Consider the following 23,636-nt stretch of genomic DNA (forward strand, 5'->3'; position numbering starts at 1 on the left):
CAGGTCACTGGCGGGGTGCCGACACTTGGTCGAGCAGTTGGGTCAGCACCTGATCCACTTCCAGCCCTTCGATATCCAGCTCCGGGGCGATGCGTACCCGATGGCGCAACACCGCTAGCGCGCAGCTCTTGATGTCGTCCGGGGTCACGAATTCGCCACCGCGCAGCAGGGCGCGGGCGCGGGCACCACGGACCAGGGCGATGGAGGCCCGCGGTCCGGCGCCAAGGATCAGGCCGGGCCAGGTGCGGGTGGTGCGGGCCAGGCGTACGGCGTAGTCGAGTACCTGCTCATCCAGGGCCAGCTCACTGGCGACCTGCTGTAACAGCAGCACATCCTTGGCCTGGAGCACGGTGCGCAGAGGCTGTACGTCGAGCATGTCGGCGCGGGATGAACGGGTCACTTCACGCACCATATCCAGCTCTTGCTGCGCGTTCGGGTAGTCCATGCGCACCTTGAGCATGAACCGGTCGAGTTCGGCCTCAGGTAGCGGGTAAGTGCCTTCCTGCTCGATGGGGTTCTGGGTGGCCAGCACCATAAAGGGTTGGCCGATAGGCAAGGCTTCGCCCTCAAGGGTGACCTGGCGTTCCTGCATGGCTTCGAGCAAGGCGGCCTGGGTTTTCGCCGGGGCCCGGTTGATCTCGTCCGCCAGTAGCAGGTGGGTGAACAACGGCCCTTTGCGCAGCTTGAACTGTTCGGTGTGCAAGTCGTACACGGCATGACCTGTGACATCGCTGGGCATCAGGTCCGGGGTGAACTGGATACGTGCGAAGTCGCCGTCAAAGCAGCGGGCCAGGGCGCGTACCAGCAAGGTCTTGCCCAGGCCGGGAACGCCTTCGAGCAGTACATGGCCGCCGGCGATCAGCGCAGTCAGTACGTCATCGATCACCGCATCCTGGCCAATCACCGCCTTGCGCAATTCGGTGCGCAGCGCTTGGGCCAACTGGGTGGCCCGCCCGGTGTCGAGGGTGTTGGATAAGTCCACTGGAGAGTCGCTCATAGGGCATTCCTGAGAGTTTGCAGGCAGGCCACCTGGCGGCTGAAGTCGGCGCTGGAAAGCCGCTTTGCCGGGAGTGGGCCGAGGGCCTGGCTGATAATTGAAGCGGGTTGACGGGTCAGGCGTTCAAGGGCCTGCCATTGTCCGGCGGTATCCAGTTGCTCGAATCCGGGGTGGCGGCGGCGCGCGGTGCGCTGGATATCGCGCTGCAAGGCTTGCAGCAGGCTGTTTTGCCCGCTGCGGCGCAGCAGGAAGTCGGCACTGGCATTCAGGTGTTCCAGCAATTGGCGGCGGGCTTTCGGGGCCGGCGCCTGGATGGGCCCTTGGCGTACTCCGGCGCGCCACAACCCCAGCAGAATCAAGGCGGCGAGTGCCACCAGGGCCTGGGGGAAATAACGCAGCAACAGGCTGAACAGATTCTCGACATCAGTATTGGACAGCAGGGTGACATCGCTGCCCTGGGTCAGGTACCACAGTAGCCAGGCGTTGTCGTGCAAGCCGATGGCCGGGATTTTCCACAGCTCGCTGTCGGTGATCACGGTCACCCGACCGTGCCCGAGATTGAGTTGCATCAGGTGGCTGGACTTGGCGCTGTTGGCCGAAAACTGTGCAAGGTGCCTGGGGTCGATGAGGTTGAAGTCCGTGTCGAAACTGAAAAACGCCGGTGCGGTTTCGTTATCGACATAGAGCCGTGTCAGGTCCGGTTTCTTGCCCTTGCGAGCGGGAGCCGGCTGGTCGAAATCATCGCTGAAGGCCTGGCGCAACTGCAGTCGATCGAGCAGCAGGTCGCCGCTGTCCTGGGTTTCTTCATCCCAGATGGCTTCGGCCACCAGCAGCAGATGGCCGCCGGCCTTGGTCCACTCCAGCAGTTGTTCAACCTGGCGTGGGGTCATGTTACTGCGCTCGCTGAGCAACAGCAGGCTGCTGCCTTTGGCGGGCAGGGTGGCCAAGCGCTCCAGGTTTTGGGCGTGCTCGACGGCCAGGCCTTGCTGGCTGAGGAAATGTTCCGCAGCCAGGTAGGGATTGGCCTGGGCTTCGGGGGATGGCCCGCGATCGACGACTTCCTCATAGGGGATCGCCTTGTGCCAGGCGTAGAAGCCTCCTGCCGTCAGCAGGCACGCCAGGATCAACCCGAGCCAGATCAGCAGCCGGTTCATTGCGCGGCCTCGCTGTTGAACAAGCTGCGCCAATGGGTGCAGAGCTGTTGTTGGGCCAGGGGCGTCGGTACGCGATGGCCATAGGCGAGATTTTGCCAGTGCCGGGTCAGGTCGTCGCTGAACGCCAGCAGTTGTGGATGTTGCAAATGGCGCACGTGTTCCAGGACCTGACCTTCGGTGTCGGCGTTTTTCAGTGGCAGGTTGAAGTCATGCAGCAGCCGGCTAAGCAGGCCGCGATACAGCAGGCCAAGGGCTTCACGGGGTTGCGTGGCCCAGAGTTGCTCGGCGGCACTGGCGATATCGTCGGGCAAGGTTTCCACACCCATGTCCAGGCCGAATAGTTGTGACGGCATCGGTTGCGTTGGCGTGGGGCGGGCTGCGCGGCGACGGCTGACAAAGGCGTGCAACCAGTCGCGATAGCGCCAGGCGACCAGGCCAATACCTGCGATCAGCAGGCCCCACAACAGCACCTCCATGACGAGTGCCAGGGACTTGAATGTGTCGCTGTTGAGCTTTTTGAATAAGGACTCAAGCCAGGCAGGCAGCCGTGCATCACCTGTGGGCTTGGCTTTGTCGGTGGTCTTGTCCTCGCCAAAACGGTAGCGGGTAACGGTCTCTGGGTTCTTGAAGGGGGGGTGTTCCAGCAGGCGCTTGATCGCCTGGCTGGCGGCGGGCGTACTCAACGGTTTCGCGGGCTGGGGTTGATCGGCCATGGCGTGGGGTGTTGGCGGGACCACCAGCAGGCCGACAGCCAGCAGCAGGACGGCCACTGCCGATCCCAGGCGCTGGCGCAAACGGCGGAACACCAATTCCAGGTCCCAGGCTTCAAGCACGGTACGCCGGTTCAGGTAGAGGCTGAATCCACACGCCACATAGATTGGCTCCCAGAGCACCAGAATCAGGGCGTAGAAGGCATTGCTCAGGTGTTCCAGCCAGAGCCAGTCCTGGCTGCTGGCCAGCGCCAGTTGCTGCCAGTCCCAGTCCAGCTCTACCTGTTGTGGCAGGAAGAGGTAGAACAGCGCCATCAAGCCAATCCACAGGGCTGTTTCCAGGTGTATGCCGATCAGCGTCAGCCAGCGTGCAGCGCCGGCATTACGTTGTTGCAGCACTCCCAACCGCTGTTGGCGGGCCTGGCCTGCGAGGCCTTCAAGTTGCACCACGGGCATGACAAAGCTGCGACTGAGGCTAAAGCGTCTCCAGGTCAGGCTGGCCAGCAGTTGCCCCTTGAGCAGGCGCGGCCATTGGCGCAGCGCTTGCTTGAGAGTGGGTGTCTCGCCAAATAGCGCCTTGGACAGGATATACAGCGGCAGGCGCTCAAAGGCGGGTTTCAACCACCAGAACACCAGCACGGCTACAGACGGGTAGTCCCACAGTACAAGGCTGATCAGGGCAAAGATCGGCAGGCTCACCAAGGCCCAACTGCTCATCAATAGCACACGGTGCTCACGGGCCAGCAATACCCCCAGGTCCATGGCCTCCCATGTGGAGCGAGGGCGGATCACCACGCTGGCGTCACTCAGGCGCATGACGACTCCTGCCGGCGAACAGCAGATAGGCGATCACCATCGCCCAGAGCGTGGCGCCCACCAGGTATTTCCCCCAAGGCTCCACGGCGGTTGTGGAGGACCAATAGGCTTCTATAAAGGCGGCAATCAGCAGGAATACAATTACCCCACAGATCATTTGCACGCTTTTACGGGCGGCCAGCCGCAGGGCTTCACCCCGGGGCAGCGCACCCGGTGCGATCAAGGCCCAGCCCAATTGCAGGCCAGCCGCGCCGGCCAGGGCGATGGCCGTCAGTTCAAAGGCACCATGGCCGATGACAAAGGACCAGAAGGTTTGCCCGTAGCCGATTTCTGTCAGGTGCCCGGCGATGGCGCCGATCATCAGGCCATTGAAAAACAGGAAAAACACGCTGCCCAGGCCAAACAGCAAGCCGCCGGCGAAGGTCTGGAAGGCGATGCCGATGTTGTGCATGACGTAGTAGCCGAACATCATCCAGTCCTCACTCGATGCCCGCTCGGCCGCGCGCCCCAGGCGGCTGGCGTCGGGGTCGTACATACCCTGCATCTCGGTCACTTGCTGGGGGCTGACGATGGCGTAGATCAGGTCGGGGAACAGATAGACCAGCAGCGCAATACCGATCAGGCTGCCAAAGAACAGCAGGCAGGCCACCAGCACGAAGCGCCACTGTTCGCGAACCGTACGGGGAAAGTCGGCCAGCAGGAAGCTCAGGGTCTTGGCGCCGAGTTGGCTGCGATGGCGATACAGTTGTTGATGGCCGCGCAGGGCCAGTTGTTGCAGTGGGTCTACCAGGTAGCTGCTGTAGCCGCGCTCCTGCGCCAGCGCCAGGTGTTGGCACAGGCGTCGGTAATCATGGGGGAAGTGCGTCAGGTCCTGGGTCTTGGCCTTGCCTTGTTCAAGCAGTGTCACTTGCGTGGCGAAGGCCTGCCAATGCGGCTGGTGACGGGTTTCGAACAGGCTCTGTTTCATGAAGGCCCCAGCAGGCCACGGGCCACGCCATTGAGTTGTTCCACGGCGCGTGCGGGGGAAACCTGCAGGGGCGTGGCCAGAATCGCCGCCAGCTCGTGGGTCCGTTCGGCGGAGAGATCGGCCTGGCGCTCGGCAAAACCCAGGATCGCCCGCTGCTCGTTCAGCTCAAGGGCAAAGGGCAGGCGCAATGCCGGGGCCTGGGGCACGTGTGGCCGGGCCAGGGGCTGCTCGCGATAAATCACCAGTGTCCCGGCCGCAATGTCGCCCAGGCGCTTGAAGTGGGGATGTTGCAGGCAACTGATGGCGCCGAGGAAGTAGCCGAACGGCAACATATCGACAAAGCGCAGCAGGTTGCGGATCAAGGAGGCGGACCAGCCAATGGGCGTGCCGTCATCCTGTACCACGCGCAGGCCCATGATCTGCTTGCCCGGTGAACAGCCCTGGTTAAGCACTTCGAACAGCACCATGTACCACCAACTGACGAGAAACAGCAGGATCGAGCCGAGGCCGATGCCCAGGTTGCCGAGAAACGCCAGGGCGATGAACAGGATGCCGAGGATCAGGCCGCGCAGTCCCAGGTCGAAACCGAATGCCAGTGCCCGGGGCATCAGCCCGGCGGGGCGCAAGGGCAGGTCGATACCTTCGGGGGTCTCGATCTGGTAGCGAGTGTCCAATGGGGCGGTGGGCATTGCGTTCCCTGGCAGTGCGGCGTGGCTGGGCATGGGCAACCTCATCGGCTGGCCGGCAAGTTGAGAGGCCGATGCTAGCAGTGTCGTCGCTGGAAGTAACACCAGAAAATGCGCCAAGGTTTCACTGAATGTTTATCCAGTGCACATGGCGCTAGCCCCGAGCGGCGTCCAGCGCCTAGACTTTGTCGGTCTTCAGCACAGGAATAGCCCGTGACCTCGATCTTCTGGTACGACTATGAAACCACCGGCATCAACCCACGCAGCGACCGCCCGCTGCAGGTCGCCGGGATTCGCACCGACCTTGACCTCAATGAGATAGGGCCGCCGGTCAACCTCTATTGCCAGCCCAGCGAGGATATCCTGCCGCACCCGGCTGCGTGCATGATCACTGGCATTACCCCCGGCCAACTGGCGGAAAAAGGCCTGGCCGAAGCCGATTTCATGACGCGGGTGCATGCCGAACTGGCGGCCCCCGGCACCTGCGGCGCGGGTTACAACACCCTGCGTTTCGACGATGAAATGACTCGCTACAGTTTGTATCGCAACTTTTTCGACCCTTATGCGCGGGAATGGCAGGGCGGAAACAGCCGTTGGGACTTGATCGATGTGATGCGCACGGCTTATGCCCTGCGTCCCGACGGCATCGTCTGGCCCGAGCAGGACGGGCACGTGACCCTCAAGCTGGAGCGCTTGACGGCGGCCAATGGGATCGACCATGGCCAGGCTCACGAGGCCTTGGCCGACGTGCGTGCCACCATCGCCTTGGCGCGCCTGGTCCGGGACAAGCAACCCAAGTTGTACGAGTGGTTGTTTCAACTGCGCAGCAAGCAGCGGGTCATGGATCAAATCCGCCTGTTGCAGCCTATGGTGCATATTTCCGGGCGTTTCTCCGCCGAACGCCATTACCTGGGGGTCGTCCTGCCGCTGGCGTGGCATCCGCGCAATCGCAACGCGTTGATTGTCTGTGACCTGGGGCTCGACCCGCAGGGGTTGCTGGACCTGGATGCCGAAACCCTGCGCCAGCGTCTGTATACCCGACGCGATGAGTTGGCCGAAGGTGAGTTGCCGGTGCCGCTCAAACTAATACACATCAATCGTTGCCCGGTGGTTGCGCCGCTGAGTGTGTTGCGGGCACAAGACCAGCAGCGCTTGAATCTGGACATGAGTGAATATCAGGCCCGGGCACTGCGGCTAACTGACGCACAGGAACTTTGGCAGGATAAATTGCCAGCGATTTATGCCGAAGAAGATTTCGCTGCCAGCACCGACCCGGAGCAACAGCTCTACGATGGTTTTATTGGTGATCGGGATCGGCGGTTATGTGAACAAGTCCGGACTGCGGAGCCTGCGCAATTAGCACGCCAGCAGTGGCCTTTTGATGATCATCGTTTGCCGGAATTATTGTTTCGCTATCGTGCCCGTAACTTTGCGTACACCTTGGACGATGAAGAGCAACAACGCTGGAAACTATTCTGTCAGCAACGCTTGTCAGACGCGGATTACGGTGCGCCCAATACCCTTGAGAGTTTCAATAAAGCCAGGCTTGAATTGGACGTTAGTGCTACATCGTTTCAGCGTCAGGTACTGGATGAATGGCAGGAATATGCTGACGCTTTACGCCAGCGCCTGAGTCTGTAATCGGCACTTTATAAAAGACGGCAATAAAAAAACGCCAGCGAACTGGCGTTTTTTATTGTGTCGCGAATCAGGTGGCGACCTGGCGAGCCTTAGCCCAGCAGGGTAGCCCAGCCTTCAACCACGTCACCGCCCCACTTGGCTTTCCACTCTTTCAGAGTCTTGTGGTTGCCACCTTTGGTTTCAATCACTTCGCCGTTGTGCGGGTTTTTGTATTGCTTGACCTTGCGCGCGCGCTTGGTGCCGGTAACTTTTACCGCGCCGCGTGGTGCTTTAACTTTCGATTCCGGATCCAGCAGCGCGATGATGTCACGCAGGGATTTGGAGTACTCACCCATCAGGGTGCGCAGTTTGCCTTCGAATTCCAGCTCGGTTTGCAGTTTGTCGTCTTGGGACAGGTTCTTCAAACGGGCTTGCAGCTCTTTGATAGCTTCTTCGGTGGCACGGTATTCGTTGATCAGGGACATGTGGACTACCTTATGCGGGGCGCTGAGGGACAGGGATAGTGGCCTAATAATAGTCAGACAGTTTCCCCAAGTAAACATTTAAGCTCGGTTTTATGTAATTTACTTTGCTTGTTTGTAGGGAAGGTGGGAGTGAGTGCATTATTTAGTGCGTACAAGCGGCTAAAGATATTCTCATTAAATCTTGGCTAATTGCCGTAACAGATGCTCGTGTTGACATAATGCTCAGGTAAAAACCGTACGCAGTTTAGGGACACCGCAAGGAATCGCTCGAATAAGCGTTGAGGAATACTGCAGTTTTTCTACGGTGTCGCTAGAATGGCGGCCTTTGCGAAGTTCTGGAGTTTGCCCCTAATGCGCACTTTTCGTCTGGTGATTGCTTGCCCGGATCGGGTTGGTATCGTCGCTAAAGTCAGTAACTTTCTGGCCTCCCACAATGGCTGGATCACCGAAGCGAGTCATCACTCGGACAATCTCAGTGGTTGGTTTTTCATGCGCCACGAAATCCGGGCCGACACGCTGCCTTTTGGCCTCGAAGCGTTTCGCGAGGCGTTTGCGCCTATCGCCGAAGAGTTTTCGATGACATGGCGCATCACCGACACCGAGCAGAAAAAACGCGTGGTCCTGATGGCCAGCCGCGAATCCCATTGCCTGGCGGATTTGTTGCACCGCTGGCACAGCGACGAACTGGACTGTGAAATCGCCTGTGTGATTTCCAACCACGACGACCTGCGCAGCATGGTTGAGTGGCATGGTATTCCGTACTACCACGTACCGGTTGACTCGCAGAATAAACAGCCAGCCTTCACCGAAGTCTCGCGTCTGGTCGAGCAGCATGAAGCTGACGTAGTGGTACTGGCGCGCTACATGCAAATCCTGCCGCCAGAACTGTGCCGTGAATATGCAGGCAAGGTGATCAACATTCACCACAGCTTCCTGCCGTCGTTTGTCGGTGCCAAGCCCTATCACCAGGCGTCCTTGCGTGGCGTGAAGCTGATTGGTGCAACCTGCCACTATGTCACCGAAGAGCTGGACGCCGGTCCCATCATCGAGCAGGACGTGGTACGCGTCAGCCACAGCGACAGCATTGAAGACATGGTGCGCTTCGGTCGTGACGTCGAGAAAATGGTCTTGGCCCGTGGCTTGCGCTATCACCTGGAAGACCGGGTGCTGGTGCACGGCAACAAGACCGTGGTGTTCTGATCGACTGTTTTTAGTTGAAGCAAAAAGGGCCTGGGCGTTAAATCACCCAGGCCCTTTTTTATTGGTGTCAACTGCGAGGATCGAACGATGAGTGATCCCCTGGATAAAGCCACTTCCCGAGCACCTGCCACGTTGGGCGAGGGCTGTTTGAGCCGCTATGACCCGGATGCCCTGGGTACCGAGGATGGCACGGACTTTCCGGATGCTGCGCGATTGTGGGAGCAATTGCAGGAAGAGTCGGAGCCGCCCGACAAGCCCGGCCCGGCCGCAATGCCGGGCAACAAAGCAGGTTGAATGTAGGAGCAGTGTGTTCGGGTTCAGATACGGAAGCTGCCCACCAGTTGTTTCAGGCGCGCCGCTTGTTGCTCCAGGTCGGAGCAGGCACGCAAGGTCGACTGCAGGTTTTCCACGCCTTCCTGATTGAGCGTATTGATTTCGGTGATATCGATGTTGATCGATTCCACCACCGAGGTCTGTTCCTCGGTAGCGGTGGCCACCGATTGGTTCATACCGTCGATTTCACCGATACGCTGGGTCACGCTGCTCAGGCGTTCGCCTGCCAGGTTGGCGATTTCCACACTGTCGAGGCTGTGGCGCTGGCTTTCGCTCATGGTACTGACCGAGTCCCGGGCGCCGACTTGCAGCTCCTCGATCATCTTTTGCACCTGTTGCGCCGACTCTTGCGTGCGATGGGCCAGGTTGCGCACTTCGTCGGCCACGACCGCAAACCCGCGCCCGGCTTCCCCGGCACGCGCAGCCTCAATCGCCGCGTTGAGTGCCAGCAGGTTGGTTTGCTGGGAAATACTGGTGATCACTTCGAGGATCTGCCCGATATTCACGGTTTTGCTGTTGAGTGCCTCGATATTGCTGCTGGAGGCGCTGATCATCTCGGACAGTTGCGTCATGGCCTTGATATTGCGCTCCACCACTTGCTGGCCATCTTCGGCCAGGTGGCGTGCATCGCTGGCCTGGTGCGAGGCCTGGGCGGCGTTACGGGCAATTTCCTGGGCTGCGGCACCCAGTTGGTTGATGGCTGCCGCGACACTGTTGGTGCGGTTGGCCTGTTCGTCAGAGTTGACCATCGACGAGTTGGAGGCACTGACCACGCGTAATGCCACTTCATTGACCTGGCCGGTGGCGGAGGACACTTCGCGAATAGACGTGTGAATCCGCTCCACAAAGCGATTGAAGGCTTTGGCGAGAATGCCGAACTCGTCGTGGTTCTGGATATTGAGGCGGCGCGTCAGGTCGCCTTCGCCATCGGCGATGTCTTCCATGGCGCGGGTCATGACGTGCAGCGGTTGCAGCAACACGCGGATCAGCATGCCCAGCAACGCGATGATGATCGCCACGGCAATCACGGTGGCGATGATGGCAGAAGTGCGGAATTCGCTGAGCATTGCGAAGGACTTGTCTTTATCTACCGACAGACCGATATACCAGTTCACTGACGGTAAGCCCTTGATCGGGGCGAAGGTGACGATGCGGGTTTTGCCATCGACCGCAATTTCACTGAAGTCAGCGCTGATTTTCAGGGATTGATTCGGGTAAACCTCGCTCAAGGTTTTCATCACCAGGGTTTTATCCGGGTGGACCAGGATCTTGCCGTCGGCGCTGACCAGAAACGCATAACCCATGCCGCCGAAGTCCAGGGCACCAATATTATCGACCAGGGTCTGCAGGCTCAGGTCACCACCTACCACGCCGACACTTTGTCCGGCCTTGCTGCTGGGCGTGGCGATGGAAATGATCAGTTGGCCGGTGGCTGCATCAATATAGGGTTCGGTCAGGGTCGAGCCATTGCTGGCCTGGGCGCCTTTGTACCAGGGACGCACGCGTGGGTCGAAGCCGTCGGGCATCTTGGCATCGGGGCGAATAGTGAAGCCGCCTTGGCTGTCCCCCAGGTAGGTGGCCATGAACGACGATGTCAGGGCTTTCTGTTCCAGCAAGCTGGCGACAACGGCCGGCTCGGGATTGATGGCGATGTTCTGGGCGGCGTTCTCCACCAGCACAATGCGCCCGGCCAGCCAGCTCTGGATATTACTGGCGGTGACATCACCCATTTCATGTAGATAATTGTCTAGGTCGTCGCGAATCGCGTTACGTTGCAGATAGTCGTTGTATAACGTGAACAACGCAAAAGCGGCAATGACGATAAGGGCGGCTGCAAGCAGGATTTTGTGGCTGAAGCGCAGATTTTTATTCATGGCTTGTCGTGTCCGCTAAGGTCTTAATGTCCGAGGCGCATTCTTGTGTAGGCGCGCAAAATGGCAGCGATAAAAAAACTGTGATATTTCCATTTGGTGTGTGGGAATTATCTGTTCTGTTTTAAGGACTTTTCTGGTCTCCGCTTTGTCTGTATCGACCGTGCAGCGCTAAAGATTAACCATGGGTGACAAAATGCCTGACTCCTCGCAACTTCTTATTGGCGCAGATCTCGAAGGCCAACCCATTGCCCAGGCCATGCGCCTGGCTAATCGCCATGGCCTGATCGCCGGCGCCACCGGCACGGGCAAGACCGTGACCTTGCAACGGCTGGCGGAGGCGTTCAGTGATGCTGGCGTCGCGGTGTTCGCCGCCGATATCAAGGGTGACCTGTGTGGCCTGGGCGCCGCAGGCAATCCCCAGGGCAAGGTGGCCGAGCGTATCGCCGGCATGCCGTTCCTTAATTACGCGCCTAAGGCGTATCCGGTAACACTGTGGGATATCCACGGTCAGTCCGGTCATCCGCTTCGTACAACCTTGAGTGAAATGGGCCCGTTGCTGCTGGGCAGCCTATTGGAGCTGACCGACAGCCAGCAGTCGACGTTGTATGCCGCCTTTAAGGTGGCGGATCGCGAGGGCTTGCTGCTGCTGGACCTCAAGGACCTCAAGGCCCTGCTCAATCACCTCAAGTTCAACCCAGAACTGCTGGGTGATGACGCGGCCTTGATGACGACCGGCTCCAGCCAGGCTTTGCTGCGTCGCCTGGCCGTGCTGGAACAGCAGGGCGCAGAAGCCCTGTTCGGCGAGCCGGCGTTGCAATTGGAAGACATTCTGCAGCCGGCCAGCGACGGGCGTGGACGCATTCATCTGCTGGATGCCAGCCGTCTGGTACACGAGTCGCCAAAAGTCTATGCGACCTTCCTGTTGTGGTTACTGGCCGAGTTGTTCGAGCAATTGCCGGAGCGCGGCGATGCCGACAAGCCGCTGCTGGCGCTGTTTTTCGACGAGGCGCATTTGCTGTTCGCCGATACGCCCAAGGCGTTGCAGGACCGTCTGGAGCAAGTGGTGCGGCTGATTCGCTCCAAAGGCGTGGGGGTGTATTTTGTCACCCAGTCGCCAGGCGATCTGCCGGACAACGTGCTGGCGCAACTGGGTCTACGGATCCAGCATGGCCTGCGCGCGTTCACGACCAAGGAACAAAAATCCCTGCGGGCGGTGGCTGATGGCTTCCGACCTAACCCGGCGTTCGAGGCCCTGGCGGTGTTGACTGAGCTGGGTACGGGTGAGGCGCTGGTGGGGACGCTGCAGGAAAAAGGTACGCCTGAGGTGGTCCAGCGGGTGCTGGTAGCACCGCCGCAATCGCGGATCGGGCCGTTGACCGAAGCCGAGCGTGCGGCCTTGATTGCCAGCTCATCGCTGTTGGGACGCTACGACAAGCCGGTTGATCGTGAGTCGGCCTATGAAGTGCTGATGGCGCGTAAAGAGTTGGGACCGGAGGCGGGTGCTGCACCTGTTGCAGAAGAGCCGAGCTTCACCGACAAGGCCGGGGCGTTTCTGGGAACTACAGCGGGCAAGGCCTTGAAGTCGGCGATGCAGCAGGCTGCCAATCAGATGGGTCGCCAGTTGGTGCGCGGGTTGCTGGGCTCGTTGCTTGGCGGTAGCAAGCGTAAGTAGCCAGCAAGGTCTATGCAATCCAGCTGTGGGAGCGGTTTTCAGGTTTTGGGCTTGGCATGCGCGGCCAACCGCTCCAGCGCCGCGCGCAACTTCGGATCGGTAATCCCGTCCGCCGTGGCCTGGATCGTCTCGGCGGCATTCACCGACAAATCCATGGTATGCCCCACCGCGCCTTGCTGTACGGTCGGTGGCTGGACCTTGAACTGGATGCGTAGCAGGCTGGCAAACACATCAAATGCCTGTAGTTGGCGCTGCAAGCGTTTTTGCTGGTAGCGCAGGCGGGTTGCCCAATGCCCGTCGGTGACGATCAGCAGCAGCGTCCCTTCCCGCCACGACGCCACATGGCAGTGCTCGCGGGCCGCAGGTTGCAATTGGCTTTCCAGCAGGCGTTGCAGATGACCCAGGCGTTGCGCATGGCCAAAGATGGCTTTTAAAGGCTTGGCTTCGCGCAGCAGCACGGCGGGAGCTCGGGCCGTAAGAGGGCGAAATGCCATGATCTAGACACCTTAGGTAACAGAGCCGCCATGGTAGCAGAAAGCGTGTGCGGCACCGTGGTCATTGCTTTGTTGGCAGTTTATCCATTAAATCAATAAGTAACTTCTCGCTCGAATGGGTTGAAGTTCAGCAAAAAGCCCTTATTTTAGACAAGCCCTCCTGGAACGCTGTGTCTGCATCGTGGAACAACGCCACTTTCCTCACCCTCGTTTCCGGGTAGAATGCTCGTTCGCATGCGGCCGTGAGGGCTGCTCGGGCGACTTACGGGGCGCCCCTTCATCCCTAATGTGTGGAAGAACCTGCCGATATGTTTGCGCCTTTGTTAAAGAAACTTTTTGGAAGCAAGAATGAGCGCGAAGTCAAACGCATGCTCAAGACGGTGCAGCTGGTCAATGCCTTCGAAGAGCAGATGGTTGCTCTGTCGGATGAGCAATTGCGCGCCAAGACCGAAGAGTTCAAGGCCCGCATAGCCAAAGGTGAATCCCTCGACAAATTGCTGCCCGAAGCCTTTGCGGTCGCCCGCGAAGCCGGTAAGCGTGTCATGGGCATGCGTCACTTCGACGTGCAGTTGATCGGCGGCATGACCTTGCATGAAGGCATGATTGCCGAAATGCGTACCGGTGAAGGCAAGACCCTGGTGGCAACCCTGGGCGTTTACCTCAACGCACTGTCCGGCAAGGGCGTGCACGTTGTGACGGTGAACGATTACCTGGCCCGCCGGGACGCCAACTGGATGCGCCCGCTGTATGAATTCCTCGGCCTGACCGTCGGCGTCGTGACGCCGTTCCAGCCGCCGGAAGAGAAACGTGCCGCCTACGCTTGCGACATCACCTACGGCACCAACAACGAATTCGGTTTCGACTACCTGCGCGACAACATGGCGTTCAGCATGGAAGAAAAATTCCAGCGCGAACTCAACTTTGCCGTGATCGACGAAGTCGACTCCATCCTGATCGACGAAGCCCGTACCCCGCTGATCATCTCTGGTCAGGCCGAGGACAGCTCGCGCCTGTACACCGAGATCAACAAGCTGATCCCGCGCCTTGAGCAACATATCGAGGAAGTGGAAGGCGTGGTGACCAAAGAAGGTCATTACTCCATCGACGAGAAGACCCGCCAGGTCGAGCTCAACGAAGCCGGTCACCAGTTCGTCGAAGAGATGCTGACCCAGATCGGCCTGCTGGCCGAAGGCGAAAGCCTGTACTCGGCACACAACCTGGGCCTGTTGACCCACGTGTATGCCGGTCTGCGCGCCCACAAGCTGTTCCATCGCAACGTCGAATACATCGTCCAGGACGGCCAGGTCGTGCTGGTCGACGAACACACCGGCCGTACCATGCCCGGTCGTCGTTTGTCCGAAGGCCTGCACCAGGCCATCGAAGCCAAGGAAGTGCTCAACATCCAGGCCGAGAGCCAGACGTTGGCCTCGACCACCTTCCAGAACTACTTCCGCCTGTACAACAAGCTGTCCGGCATGACCGGTACCGCTGACACCGAAGCGTTCGAGTTCCATCAGATCTACGGTCTGTCGGTGATGGTTATCCCGCCGAACAAGCCGCTGGCGCGTAAAGACTTCAACGACCTGGTGTTTCTGACCGCCGAGGAGAAGTACGCTGCAATCGTTGCCGACATCAAGGAGTGCATGACCCACGGCCGTCCGGTCCTGGTGGGTACTGCAACCATCGAAACTTCCGAGCACATGTCCAACCTGCTCAACAAGGAAGGCATCGAGCACAAGGTCCTCAACGCCAAGTTCCACGAAAAGGAAGCCGAGATCATTGCCCAGGCTGGTCGCCCAGGCGCACTGACCATCGCTACCAACATGGCCGGTCGTGGTACAGACATTCTGTTGGGCGGCAACTGGGAAGTGGAAGTGGCTTCCCTGGACAATCCGACACCTGAGCAGATCGCCCAGATCAAGGCTGACTGGCAGAAGCGCCACCAGGCCGTGCTGGAATCCGGTGGCTTGCAGGTGATCGCGTCCGAGCGTCACGAATCGCGCCGTATCGACAACCAGTTGCGTGGTCGTGCCGGTCGCCAGGGTGATGCCGGTTCCAGCCGTTTCTACCTGTCCCTGGAAGACAGCCTGATGCGTATCTTCGCCTCTGACCGGGTGAAGAACTTCATGAAGGCTCTGGGCATGCAGTCCGGTGAGGCGATCGAGCACCGCATGGTGACCAACGCCATCGAAAAGGCCCAGCGCAAGGTCGAAGGCCGCAACTTCGACATTCGTAAGCAACTGCTGGAGTTCGATGACGTCAACAACGAACAGCGTAAAGTGATCTATCACATGCGTAACACGTTGCTGGCCGCCGACAACATTGGCGAAACCATTGCCGACTTCCGCCAGGACGTGCTCAACGCCACCGTCAGCGCGCATATCCCGCCACAATCCCTGCCTGAACAGTGGGATGTTGCCGGCCTGGAAGCTGCGCTGAAGAGTGATTTCGGGGTCGATCTGCCGGTCCAGCAATGGCTCGACGAAGACGACCACCTGTACGAAGAAACCCTGCGCGAAAAACTGATGGCCGAACTGCTGGCCGCGTACAACGAGAAAGAAGAGCAAGCCAGTGCCGAAGCGCTGCGCACCTTCGAGAAACAAATCGTCTTGCGCGTGCTGGATGACCTGTGGAAAGACCACCTGTCGACCATGGACCACCTGCGCCACGGTATCCACCTGCGTGGCTACGCTCAGAAGAATCCGAAGCAGGAGTACAAGCGCGAGTCGTTCACGTTGTTCTCCGAGTTGCTGGATTCGATCAAGCGCGATTCGATTCGTGTGCTGTCTCACGTTCAGGTGCGTCGCGAAGACCCGATTGAAGAAGAAGCCCGCCTGCGCCAGGAAGCCGAAGCCCTGGCGGCGCGCATGCAGTTCCAGCATGACGAAGCACCGGGCCTTGAGTCGCCGGAAGTGCTGGGTGAAGAGGTCGATGTGGCCCTGGCCCAGGCTCCCGTGCGCAACGAGCAGAAGCTGGGCCGCAACGAGCCATGCTGGTGCGGTTCGGGCAAGAAGTTCAAACACTGCCATGGCGAAATCAACTAAGATTTTTGCCTGACGCTGCAATACCCCGCGCCGCGACCGGCATCAGCCGTCGCGGCGTTTTGCCATTTATTCACCGTCGACGACGACGGTGCAGACATCACATCGTTAAGGAGCGCATTCATGGCTGTTGGTCTTGGTCCTTTGCCCACGTTGCACCCGGTTGCCGGTTTTGAACTCGGTATCGCTTCGGCCGGCATCAAGCGCCCCGGGCGCAAGGATGTGGTGGTGATGCGTTGTGCCGAAGGCTCGACCATCGCAGGCGTGTTCACCCTGAATGCGTTTTGCGCAGCCCCTGTGATCCTCGCCAAGCAACGTGTCGAAGGCCCGGTGCGCTACCTGCTGACCAACACCGGCAATGCCAACGCCGGTACCGGCGAGCCTGGCCTGGCCGCTGCCGCGCGCACTTGCGCCAAGCTGGCGGAGTTGACCGGGGTGGACGCCAGCCAGGTGCTGCCGTATTCCACCGGGGTGATCGGCGAGCCGTTGCCCGTGGAAAAAATCGAAGGTGCCCTGCAAGCGGCGCTGGACGACTTGTCCGTGGATAACTGGGCGGCCGCGGCCACCGGGATCATGACCACCGACACCTTGCCCAAGGGCGCCAGCCGCCAGTTCGAACATGACGGCGTGACCGTCACCGTGACCGGTATCAGCAAAGGCGCGGGCATGATCCGCCCGAACATGGCAACCATGCTTGGCTACATCGCCACCGACGCCAAAGTCTCCCGCGATGTGCTGCAAAACCTGATGCTCGATGGCGCCAACAAGTCATTCAACCGCATCACCATCGACGGCGATACTTCGACCAACGACTGCTGCATGTTGATTGCCACCGGTAAAGCCAACCTGCCGGAAATCACCTCCTCCAACGGCCCGCTGTTCGCGGCGTTGAAGCAGGCGGTATTTGAAGTGTGCATGGAAGTGGCCCAGGCCATCGTGCGCGACGGCGAAGGCGCGACCAAGTTCGTCACCGTGCAAGTCAATGGCGGCGGTAATCACCAGGAATGCCTGGATGTCGGCTACACCGTGGCCCACTCGCCACTGATCAAGACCGCGCTGTTTGCGTCCGACCCGAACTGGGGCCGCATCCTCGCAGCGGTGGGTCGCGCCGGCGTGCCGAACCTGGACGTGAGCAAGATCGACGTGTTCCTCGGTGATGTGTGCATCGCCAGCCGTGGTGCGCGCGCCGAGACCTACACCGAAGCCCAAGGCTCGGCGGTGATGCAGCAGGAGGAAATCACCATCCGTATCGAACTGGGGCGCGGTGAGTGCAGCGAAACCATCTGGACCACCGACCTGTCCCACGAATACGTGAAGATCAACGCCGAATACCGTACTTGATACCTGTCCGGGGCATTGGCAATGCCCCGCCAGACGTAGGCTTAGAGGACGTAATACCGTGAAACGAGTTCATGTAGCAGCCGCAGTCATTCGCGGTACCGATGGCCGGATTTTACTGGCGCGTCGCGCAGACACCCAGCACCAGGGCGGCCTCTGGGAGTTTCCTGGCGGCAAGGTGGAGGCTGATGAATCGGTTGTCACGGCACTGGGTCGAGAGCTGCAGGAAGAGCTGGGCATCCAGGTCACCACGGCCCGCCCGTTGATCAAGGTGCAACATGATTACCCGGACAAGCAGGTGTTGCTGGATGTCTGGGAGGTCTCGGGGTTTACCGGCGAGCCCCATGGCGCCGAAGGCCAGCCCCTTGAATGGGTGGCACCACGGGACTTGCTCAACTACGAATTTCCGGCAGCCAATGCGCCTATTGTTGCCGCAGCCCGTTTGCCCGCCGACTACCTGATCACCCCTGGTGAACTGGAAACCCCGGTGTTGTTGCGCGGTATCCAGAAGGCCATTGCCGGTGGCATCAAGTTGGTCCAACTGCGTGCGCCCAACGGTTACGACCCTAGGTATCGTGACCTGGCGGTGGATGCCGTGGGTTTGTGTGCCGGCAAGGCGCAACTGATGATCAAGGGGCCGTTTGAGTGGTTGGGCGACTTTCCTTCTGCCGGCTGGCACATGACGTCGGCGCAACTGCGCAAGTACGCCAGCAAAGGCCGGCCGTTGCCCAAGGATCGTTGGTTGGCTGCGTCTTGCCACAACGCCGAGGAGTTGGCATTGGCAGAGCTGATGGACGTGGACTTTGTCACCCTGTCACCGGTGCAGCCGACCCAGACACACCCTGATGCCGAGCCGTTGGGTTGGGAGCAGGCGGCGCAGTTGATCAGTGGGTTCAGCAAGCCTGTGTATCTGCTGGGTGGGGTTGGGCCTGCCGAGCGGGAGAAGGCCTGGCAGAACGGGGCGCAAGGTGTTGCGGGAATTCGGGCGTTCTGGCCTGAGGTTTGAGTTGTCAGTGATGGCCTCATCGCGAGCAAGCCCGCGATGAGGCCCTGTCAGGCAATACAAATCCCGGCAGAATCTCAGTGCGGCTTCGCCGCCGCCTGCCACAAAATCTCGGCAACGCCCTGGCGCCTGGCAATTACCCTGGCCGCCACAAACAGCAAGTCCGACAGCCGATTGATATAGGCCAGACCCACCCCCTCCAACGGCTCCAGCGCATTCAATTGCTGGCACCGCCGCTCGGCGCTGCGGGCCAGGCTGCGGCATACATGGGCCTGGGCAATCAGCGCTGAACCGCCGGGCAGGATGAAGTTCTCCAGCGGCCCGACTTCTTCATTCCAGCGATCAATCGCCGCTTCCAGCCGATCCACCTCGCCCGCATTCAGCGCCTTGTAGACCGGCATCGCCAGCTCTCCGCCCAGGTCAAACAGTCGATGCTGGCACGGAGTCAGGACCTCAATCACATCCTTGAGCGCTGGATGTTGCCCGCTCTGTTCTTCAAGGCCGGCCAACAGCAAGCCCAGTTGGCTGTTGAGGCTGTCCACTTCGCCGATCGCCTCCACCCGAGGATGATCCTTGGGCACGCGGCGCCCGTCGCCCAGGCCGGTTTCACCCTTGTCGCCGGTACGGGTATAAATTTTCGACAGGCGAAAGCCCATGGTCAGTGCTCCAGTTGAGTCAGTTCGTGGGGGGCAAGCTGGCTGCCAGCCAGCGGCAGGCGCAAGGTGAAACAGGTGCCTTGGCCCAGGGTGGAGTGAACCTCCATCTGGCCCTTGTGATTGTTGGTGATGATGAAATATGAGACCGACAAACCCAACCCTGTGCCCTGGCCGATTTCCTTGGTGGTGAAGAAGGGCTCGAAGGTGCGTTTGCGCACGTTCTCGCTCATGCCGATGCCATTGTCCTCCACCTGGATCTCGGCCCAGGGCGGGTTGAGCCGGGTGCGCAGGGTGATGCGTCCAGGCTCGCTGTCGTCTTCGCGCAGGTGGATGGCCTGGGCGGCGTTTTTCAGCAGGTTGAGCAACACCTGTTCCAGCTCGTTGGCGGTGCCCGGCACCGGGCCCAGCAGCGGGTCGAACTGGCGAATGATCGCCTGGCCCTTGAAGTCGAAGCCGATGGCCAGGTCGAAATCGTTACCGGCGATCTCCACGGCCTGGTCGATCAGGGCTGGCAGGTCGCAAGGCGCCATCTGGCGGTTGCTACGGCGGCTGAAACTGAGCATATGGGTGACGATTTTCGCCGCGCGGGCGCCGGCTTGCTGGATGCCGTCGAGCAGTTGCGGGACTTCGCGGCTTTGCAGGTAGCGGTTGACCGTATCCAGTTCGACACCCAGTTGTTCGGCGTGCTCCAGGTTTTTCGGCAAATCCGGGGACAATCGCCGACGAATGTTCTGCACGTTGTGCAGGATCGCTCCCAGCGGGTTGTTGATTTCGTGAGCCATGCCGGCGGCCAGTCCGCCAACAGAGAGCATTTTCTCCGACTGCACCATCATTTCTTCAAGTGACAGGCGCTGGGTAATGTCGTCGATACGGATTACCACCCCGCGCCCGGCGCCGCCCATCAGCGGGTAAAAGGTCAGGGCGTAGTGCTTGGGTTCGTCGTCCTTGATCCAGGTGACGCGCTCGATGCGCTCCACCGTGTGCTGCTCCACCGTGGCCTTGAGCTGGGGCAGGTAGGGCTTGAGGGGTTCGAAGGCGAGGAAGATCGGCTGGTTCAGGGCTTCACCCAGGCGCGTACCGGACAGGGCGCTGGCTTCCTGGTTCCATTGCGTGACGTAGAGCTGCTCGTCCAGTGCGATCAGGGCGGAGGGCATGGAGTCGATGATACTGTTGAGATAGTTCTGGAAACCGGTGAGTTTTTTCTCGATCTTGCTGCGCACCTGGACTTCCAGTTCCAGCTTGCGGTTGGTATGCCGCGTCTCTTCGGCCAGGCCCTGGGCCTGATCATAGGCGGCCTGGGAGTCATCCCGCGCGCGCTTGAGTTGCTGCTCCCGGGCTTCAATGCGCGACAGCATGGTATTGAACGCTTCAGCCAGGCTGCCGATTTCGTCATGGTTGCCGCGACCGGCCCGCAGGGCGTAGTTCTCTTCGCGAGTCACTTGGCGCGACAATTCTTCCAGCTCATGGATGGGCCGGGTAATCAGGCGCTTGATCTGCCGGGCGATGATCATCCACAGCAATACGCTGAAAATCAGGATGCCCAGGCTGGCAGTCAGGGTGCCCGTATAAAAGGCGACTGGCAGCTCGCTGCTGGCCACCAGCAGCAAATGCCCCGAGGGCAGGCCGGGGCGGGGCAGGGTGATGACTTGATTGCTGCGAAACTCAGTAACGCGCCAGGCTTCGATATCGCGATAGTGCGCTGGCAGTTGCAGGCGATCGCCTTGTTGCAACTGCGCCAGGCGACTGCCTTCACCGTCATACAGGGCCGCCGCCCGCAGTGGCGAATAGCTGGTCAGCTCATTGAGCAGGGCATCGGCCTTGGCGGGAGAGTCCAGGGCTTGCGCGGCGAGTGCCGGGTTGGAGACCAGCCGGCCAATCGCCTGCAAGGCTTGCGGGGCCATGCTTTCCTGGGAGATCCAGTAGGCGGCGCTGATAAAGGTCAGGTTGGCCACCAGTAGCACGGTGGTCAGCAGTACCAGCAGGGCCGCCAGCAGTTTCTGCCCTACGGGGAGATTTTCGAGACGCTGGCGCAGTGGCATCAGGTTGTTCGCAGGCAAGGATCAAGTTGGCAGGGTAGCGCGTGCCTCAGTCGCTGGGCAATCCGCGTGCATCCAGGTAGCCGGCCAGGCGCACATGCAGTTGTTGCAGGTGCGGCAGGCTCAGGCGATGGCGCAAGGCCGCCTGGCAGGCATGGCCGAGCAGATAGCTGATCTCGGTCCGTCGGCCGTTGGCCACATCCTGGTACATCGACGAGAAGTTGGCCGCCGTCGCCTGGATCACCCGCTCCACTTCAGCCTGCAGATCCTGCGCCGCTGCGGGCTGGCCGCAGCACTCCAGCAGCTCGGCGAGCTCGGCACACAAGGTCGCTACCTCGCATTGATGCTCCTGCAGCCCGCCATTACGGCATTGATAGAGCACGGTCAGTGGGTTGATCGCACAGTTGAGTGCCAGTTTTCGCCAGAGGCGGGTGAGGATGTCGGTGCTCCACTGGTGGGGAATGCCCGCGGCGTCTAAATCGTCTAGCCACAGCGGCGCAGTGGGGTGGCTGGCGTCACCCAGCCAGGTAAAACCGTGACCGGCGAATACCACGCGCCAATCGCTTTCGCGAAATGCGCCCTCGGTGCTGGAGGCAAAGATGCAGCGTGCCTGGGGTAATTGCGTGGCGACCGCATCCTGGCTGCCCAGGCCGTTCTGCAGCAGGATCACCTCGGCGTTGGGTGTCAGGCGTCGGGCCAGCTGTGCGACGGCGTCAGGTGCGTCGTAGGCTTTACACGCGACCAGCAGGCGATCAATGGGCTCGGGGCTGTCGGAGGTTTGTGCCATGACCGGATACGTGCGGGCCAGGCCCTGCTCGACCAGGGTCAGCCCCGGCGATGCCTGATAGCGGGCCAAGCGCTCCTTGTCACGCAGGATCAGTTGCACCGGCAGGCCTGCACGCGCCAGGCGTGTGGCCCACAAGGTGCCAAGACTGCCAGCACCGAGGACATGCCAAGTGGTGGACATCAATTTTGCTCCATAAGCCGTTGGGTGAGCCGTTATAATGCCCGGGAATTTTACCCGCAAGCCGGGTGCGCTCCATCTTTACTGAGCCGTGCCCCTTTTTACTGGAGAAACTACATGCCGTCGTTCGACGTGGTATCTGAACTGGACAAGCACGAAGTCACCAACGCCGTCGAGAACGCCGTCAAGGAGCTGGACCGTCGTTATGACTTGAAAGGCAAGGGCAGCTTCGAGTTCAAGGAAAAAGAGCTGACGGTCAACCTGACCGCTGAAGCCGATTTCCAGTTGGAAGCGATGATCGAGATCCTCAAGCTGGCCCTGGTCAAGCGCAAGATCGATGCGCAGTGCCTTGAAGTCAAGGATGCCTACGCTTCGGGCAAGTTGATGAAGCAGGAAGCCGTGCTCAAGGAAGGCATCGACAAAGAGCTGGCAAAGAAAATCGTCGCTCACGTCAAGGACGCCAAGCTCAAGGTCCAGGCGGCGATCCAGGGCGAGCAGGTGCGTATCACCGGCAAGAAGCGCGACGACTTGCAGGACGCGATTGCCGCCCTGCGCGCCAAAACCTTCGATATGCCGCTGCAGTTCAATAACTTCCGCGACTGATCCGGTTTTGGGGAACCCGTGGGGCTTTTCGACGTCCCACGCCCCAGAACTTGCAGAAACGATTGAGCCCTCCGGGGCTCAATTGCTGTGGTGACCTTTATAGGCAGTGGTAAACAGGAGAATCTAGATGGACTTGAATGCTGAAATGGATCAATTGATCAAGGCTTCCCAAGCCTGGGTCCCGATGATCATGGAATACGGCAGCCGGGTATTGCTGGCGGTGCTGACCCTGGCCATAGGCTGGTGGCTGATCAACAAACTGACCCACAAGGTAGGGCGCCTGCTGGCCCTGCGCAATGCCGACCTGGCGTTGCAGGGCTTTGTGACCAGCCTTGCGAACATCGTGCTCAAGGTGATGCTGATCGTCAGCGTGGCCTCGATGATCGGTGTCGAAACCACCTCGTTTGTCGCGGCGATTGGTGCTGCAACCCTGGCCATTGGCCTGGCGTTGCAAGGCAGCCTGGCCAACTTTGCCGGTGGCGTGCTGATCCTGCTGTTCCGTCCGTTCCGTATCGGTGACTGGATCGAAGCCCAGGGGACCTCGGGGACTGTCGACAGCATCCAGATCTTCCACACGGTGATCCGTACCGGTGACAACAAGACGGTCATCGTGCCTAACGGCATCTTGTCCAACGGCATTATTACCAACACCAACCGCCAGCCGACCCGCAAGGTGGTGTTTGACGTGGGTGTGGATTATGAAGCCGACCTGCAAAAAGCCCGTGAAGTGTTGTTGGAGCTGGCCAAGGACCCACGAGTTTTGGCGGACCCAGAGCCTGTCGCAGTGATTTCGACCTTGGGTGACAGTTCGATCACGGTTTCCCTGCGTGTATGGACCAAGACTGCGGATTATTGGGACGTGCTGTTCATGTTCAATGAACTGGCGCGGGATCGGTTGAAGGCGGCCGGGATTGATATTCCATTCCCGCAGCGCGTTATTCGCGTGATGCAGGAAGCGCCTGCCAAGTAATAACGAGGTAAGGATCG

At 60.2% G+C, this 23,636-nt stretch carries 20 protein-coding genes and 1 pseudogene; 9 read left to right on the top strand and 12 right to left on the bottom strand.

Annotated features, from left to right (window positions below; translation table 11 throughout):
* Positions 1-4: 4 nt before the first annotated feature.
* The 5 genes from FJD34_RS05780 to FJD34_RS05800 are packed head-to-tail and all read right to left on the bottom strand — an operon-like array spanning position 5 to position 5,333.
* Positions 5-997 carry an AAA family ATPase gene (locus FJD34_RS05780; protein ID WP_090291843.1) on the bottom strand — a complete coding sequence of 331 codons (993 nt, stop codon included), beginning with the start codon at positions 995-997 and terminating at the stop codon, positions 5-7.
* The gene (locus FJD34_RS05785; RefSeq protein WP_065944000.1) at positions 994-2,151 is read right to left on the bottom strand and encodes a DUF4350 domain-containing protein; all 1,158 of its coding nucleotides are present in this window, start codon (positions 2,149-2,151) and stop codon (positions 994-996) included. Before FJD34_RS05785 ends, FJD34_RS05780 begins: the two co-directional genes overlap by 4 nt.
* Positions 2,148-3,677, bottom strand: a complete 1,530-nt coding sequence (locus FJD34_RS05790) for a DUF4129 domain-containing protein (RefSeq protein ID WP_065944001.1) — start codon at positions 3,675-3,677, stop codon at positions 2,148-2,150. The genes FJD34_RS05785 and FJD34_RS05790 overlap by 4 nt, the downstream gene beginning before the upstream one ends.
* On the bottom strand, positions 3,664-4,644 hold the full coding sequence (locus FJD34_RS05795; protein WP_032862470.1) for a stage II sporulation protein M: 981 nt from the start codon (positions 4,642-4,644) through the stop codon (positions 3,664-3,666). Before FJD34_RS05795 ends, FJD34_RS05790 begins: the two co-directional genes overlap by 14 nt.
* Positions 4,641-5,333, bottom strand: a complete 693-nt coding sequence (locus FJD34_RS05800) for an RDD family protein (RefSeq protein WP_032862621.1) — start codon at positions 5,331-5,333, stop codon at positions 4,641-4,643. Before FJD34_RS05800 ends, FJD34_RS05795 begins: the two co-directional genes overlap by 4 nt.
* A gap of 210 nt (positions 5,334-5,543) precedes the next feature.
* Between FJD34_RS05800 and sbcB the strand changes: the two genes are divergently transcribed.
* A complete protein-coding gene (gene sbcB / locus FJD34_RS05805) occupies positions 5,544-6,971 on the top strand; it encodes an exodeoxyribonuclease I (protein WP_090291840.1) in 1,428 nt (475 codons plus the stop codon).
* A gap of 89 nt (positions 6,972-7,060) precedes the next feature.
* Here the strand turns inward: sbcB and mvaT are convergent, their stop codons facing one another.
* A complete protein-coding gene (mvaT, locus tag FJD34_RS05810) occupies positions 7,061-7,435 on the bottom strand; it encodes a histone-like nucleoid-structuring protein MvaT (protein WP_029295469.1) in 375 nt (124 codons plus the stop codon).
* 351 nt (positions 7,436-7,786) lie between these two features.
* On the opposite strand from mvaT, the gene purU reads away from it, so the two are divergent.
* On the top strand, positions 7,787-8,635 hold the full coding sequence (gene purU / locus FJD34_RS05815) for a formyltetrahydrofolate deformylase (RefSeq protein WP_032862472.1): 849 nt from the start codon (positions 7,787-7,789) through the stop codon (positions 8,633-8,635).
* An 87-nt stretch (positions 8,636-8,722) separates the two neighbouring features.
* On the top strand, positions 8,723-8,929 hold the full coding sequence (locus FJD34_RS05820) for a hypothetical protein (protein WP_032862473.1): 207 nt from the start codon (positions 8,723-8,725) through the stop codon (positions 8,927-8,929).
* A 23-nt stretch (positions 8,930-8,952) separates the two neighbouring features.
* On the opposite strand, the gene FJD34_RS28815 is transcribed toward FJD34_RS05820, so the two are convergent.
* Together FJD34_RS28815 and FJD34_RS28820 are read right to left on the bottom strand one after the other, a co-directional pair.
* Complete coding sequence (locus FJD34_RS28815; RefSeq protein ID WP_371923390.1) at positions 8,953-9,717, bottom strand: methyl-accepting chemotaxis protein; 765 nt, start codon at positions 9,715-9,717, stop codon at positions 8,953-8,955.
* 93 nt (positions 9,718-9,810) lie between these two features.
* Positions 9,811-10,842, bottom strand: a pseudogene (locus FJD34_RS28820) (HAMP domain-containing protein); the annotation flags it as partial.
* Between the two features lie 193 nt (positions 10,843-11,035).
* Here FJD34_RS28820 and FJD34_RS05830 point away from each other — a divergent pair.
* Positions 11,036-12,514: a helicase HerA-like domain-containing protein gene (locus FJD34_RS05830; protein ID WP_032862622.1), complete on the top strand. Its 1,479-nt coding sequence runs from the start codon at positions 11,036-11,038 to the stop codon at positions 12,512-12,514.
* A 38-nt stretch (positions 12,515-12,552) separates the two neighbouring features.
* On the opposite strand, the gene FJD34_RS05835 is transcribed toward FJD34_RS05830, so the two are convergent.
* Positions 12,553-13,008, bottom strand: coding sequence for a DUF721 domain-containing protein (locus FJD34_RS05835; RefSeq protein WP_032862475.1), 456 nt, complete (start codon positions 13,006-13,008; stop codon positions 12,553-12,555).
* Positions 13,009-13,316: 308 nt separating this feature from the next.
* Here FJD34_RS05835 and secA point away from each other — a divergent pair, with 308 nt between their 5' ends.
* The 3 genes from secA to FJD34_RS05850 all read left to right on the top strand — a co-directional run bounded on the left by secA (position 13,317) and on the right by FJD34_RS05850 (position 18,393).
* On the top strand, positions 13,317-16,052 hold the full coding sequence (gene secA, locus FJD34_RS05840) for a preprotein translocase subunit SecA (RefSeq protein ID WP_032862476.1): 2,736 nt from the start codon (positions 13,317-13,319) through the stop codon (positions 16,050-16,052).
* Positions 16,053-16,172: 120 nt separating this feature from the next.
* On the top strand, positions 16,173-17,390 hold the full coding sequence (gene argJ / locus FJD34_RS05845) for a bifunctional glutamate N-acetyltransferase/amino-acid acetyltransferase ArgJ (RefSeq protein WP_032862477.1): 1,218 nt from the start codon (positions 16,173-16,175) through the stop codon (positions 17,388-17,390).
* 58 nt (positions 17,391-17,448) lie between these two features.
* On the top strand, positions 17,449-18,393 hold the full coding sequence (locus FJD34_RS05850; RefSeq protein WP_090291837.1) for a Nudix family hydrolase: 945 nt from the start codon (positions 17,449-17,451) through the stop codon (positions 18,391-18,393).
* Between the two features lie 74 nt (positions 18,394-18,467).
* On the opposite strand, the gene FJD34_RS05855 is transcribed toward FJD34_RS05850, so the two are convergent.
* Genes FJD34_RS05855 through FJD34_RS05865 form a run of 3 tightly spaced genes read right to left on the bottom strand, consistent with a single transcriptional unit; the run spans position 18,468 to position 22,049 of the window.
* On the bottom strand, positions 18,468-19,046 hold the full coding sequence (locus FJD34_RS05855; RefSeq protein ID WP_032862480.1) for a cob(I)yrinic acid a,c-diamide adenosyltransferase: 579 nt from the start codon (positions 19,044-19,046) through the stop codon (positions 18,468-18,470).
* 2 nt (positions 19,047-19,048) lie between these two features.
* Positions 19,049-21,085, bottom strand: coding sequence for a sensor histidine kinase (locus FJD34_RS05860; RefSeq protein WP_065944047.1), 2,037 nt, complete (start codon positions 21,083-21,085; stop codon positions 19,049-19,051).
* A 46-nt stretch (positions 21,086-21,131) separates the two neighbouring features.
* Positions 21,132-22,049: a putative 2-dehydropantoate 2-reductase gene (locus tag FJD34_RS05865; protein ID WP_032862481.1), complete on the bottom strand. Its 918-nt coding sequence runs from the start codon at positions 22,047-22,049 to the stop codon at positions 21,132-21,134.
* A 114-nt stretch (positions 22,050-22,163) separates the two neighbouring features.
* On the opposite strand from FJD34_RS05865, the gene FJD34_RS05870 reads away from it, so the two are divergent.
* Positions 22,164-22,649 (top strand): YajQ family cyclic di-GMP-binding protein, encoded by a 486-nt coding sequence (locus tag FJD34_RS05870; RefSeq protein WP_065944004.1) that lies wholly within the window; start codon positions 22,164-22,166, stop codon positions 22,647-22,649.
* Positions 22,650-22,776: 127 nt separating this feature from the next.
* Positions 22,777-23,619: a mechanosensitive ion channel family protein gene (locus tag FJD34_RS05875; protein ID WP_032862483.1), complete on the top strand. Its 843-nt coding sequence runs from the start codon at positions 22,777-22,779 to the stop codon at positions 23,617-23,619.
* The last annotated feature ends 17 nt before the right edge of the window (positions 23,620-23,636 follow it).

Origin of the sequence: Pseudomonas brenneri (assembly GCF_007858285.1) — a bacterium.
In the GTDB taxonomy this organism is placed as follows: Bacteria; Pseudomonadota; Gammaproteobacteria; order Pseudomonadales; family Pseudomonadaceae; genus Aquipseudomonas; species Aquipseudomonas brenneri.

Bases quoted from the DNA above. Each gene is read 5' to 3' on its own strand.
- FJD34_RS05865 (WP_032862481.1), bottom strand. From the start codon at position 22,049: ATGTCCACCACTTGGCATGTCCTCGGTGCTGGCAGTCTTGGCACCTTG.
- FJD34_RS05795 (WP_032862470.1), bottom strand. From the start codon at position 4,644: ATGAAACAGAGCCTGTTCGAAACCCGTCACCAGCCGCATTGGCAGGCC.
- secA (WP_032862476.1), top strand. From the start codon at position 13,317: ATGTTTGCGCCTTTGTTAAAGAAACTTTTTGGAAGCAAGAATGAGCGC.
- FJD34_RS28815 (WP_371923390.1), bottom strand. From the start codon at position 9,717: ATGGTCAACTCTGACGAACAGGCCAACCGCACCAACAGTGTCGCGGCA.
- FJD34_RS05860 (WP_065944047.1), bottom strand. From the start codon at position 21,085: ATGCCACTGCGCCAGCGTCTCGAAAATCTCCCCGTAGGGCAGAAACTG.
- FJD34_RS05855 (WP_032862480.1), bottom strand. From the start codon at position 19,046: ATGGGCTTTCGCCTGTCGAAAATTTATACCCGTACCGGCGACAAGGGT.
- FJD34_RS05780 (WP_090291843.1), bottom strand. From the start codon at position 997: ATGAGCGACTCTCCAGTGGACTTATCCAACACCCTCGACACCGGGCGG.
- FJD34_RS05870 (WP_065944004.1), top strand. From the start codon at position 22,164: ATGCCGTCGTTCGACGTGGTATCTGAACTGGACAAGCACGAAGTCACC.
- FJD34_RS05875 (WP_032862483.1), top strand. From the start codon at position 22,777: ATGGACTTGAATGCTGAAATGGATCAATTGATCAAGGCTTCCCAAGCC.
- FJD34_RS05820 (WP_032862473.1), top strand. From the start codon at position 8,723: ATGAGTGATCCCCTGGATAAAGCCACTTCCCGAGCACCTGCCACGTTG.
- FJD34_RS05800 (WP_032862621.1), bottom strand. From the start codon at position 5,333: ATGCCCACCGCCCCATTGGACACTCGCTACCAGATCGAGACCCCCGAA.
- FJD34_RS05830 (WP_032862622.1), top strand. From the start codon at position 11,036: ATGCCTGACTCCTCGCAACTTCTTATTGGCGCAGATCTCGAAGGCCAA.
- FJD34_RS05835 (WP_032862475.1), bottom strand. From the start codon at position 13,008: ATGGCATTTCGCCCTCTTACGGCCCGAGCTCCCGCCGTGCTGCTGCGC.
- FJD34_RS05790 (WP_065944001.1), bottom strand. From the start codon at position 3,677: ATGCGCCTGAGTGACGCCAGCGTGGTGATCCGCCCTCGCTCCACATGG.
- argJ (WP_032862477.1), top strand. From the start codon at position 16,173: ATGGCTGTTGGTCTTGGTCCTTTGCCCACGTTGCACCCGGTTGCCGGT.
- purU (WP_032862472.1), top strand. From the start codon at position 7,787: ATGCGCACTTTTCGTCTGGTGATTGCTTGCCCGGATCGGGTTGGTATC.
- mvaT (WP_029295469.1), bottom strand. From the start codon at position 7,435: ATGTCCCTGATCAACGAATACCGTGCCACCGAAGAAGCTATCAAAGAG.
- FJD34_RS05785 (WP_065944000.1), bottom strand. From the start codon at position 2,151: ATGAACCGGCTGCTGATCTGGCTCGGGTTGATCCTGGCGTGCCTGCTG.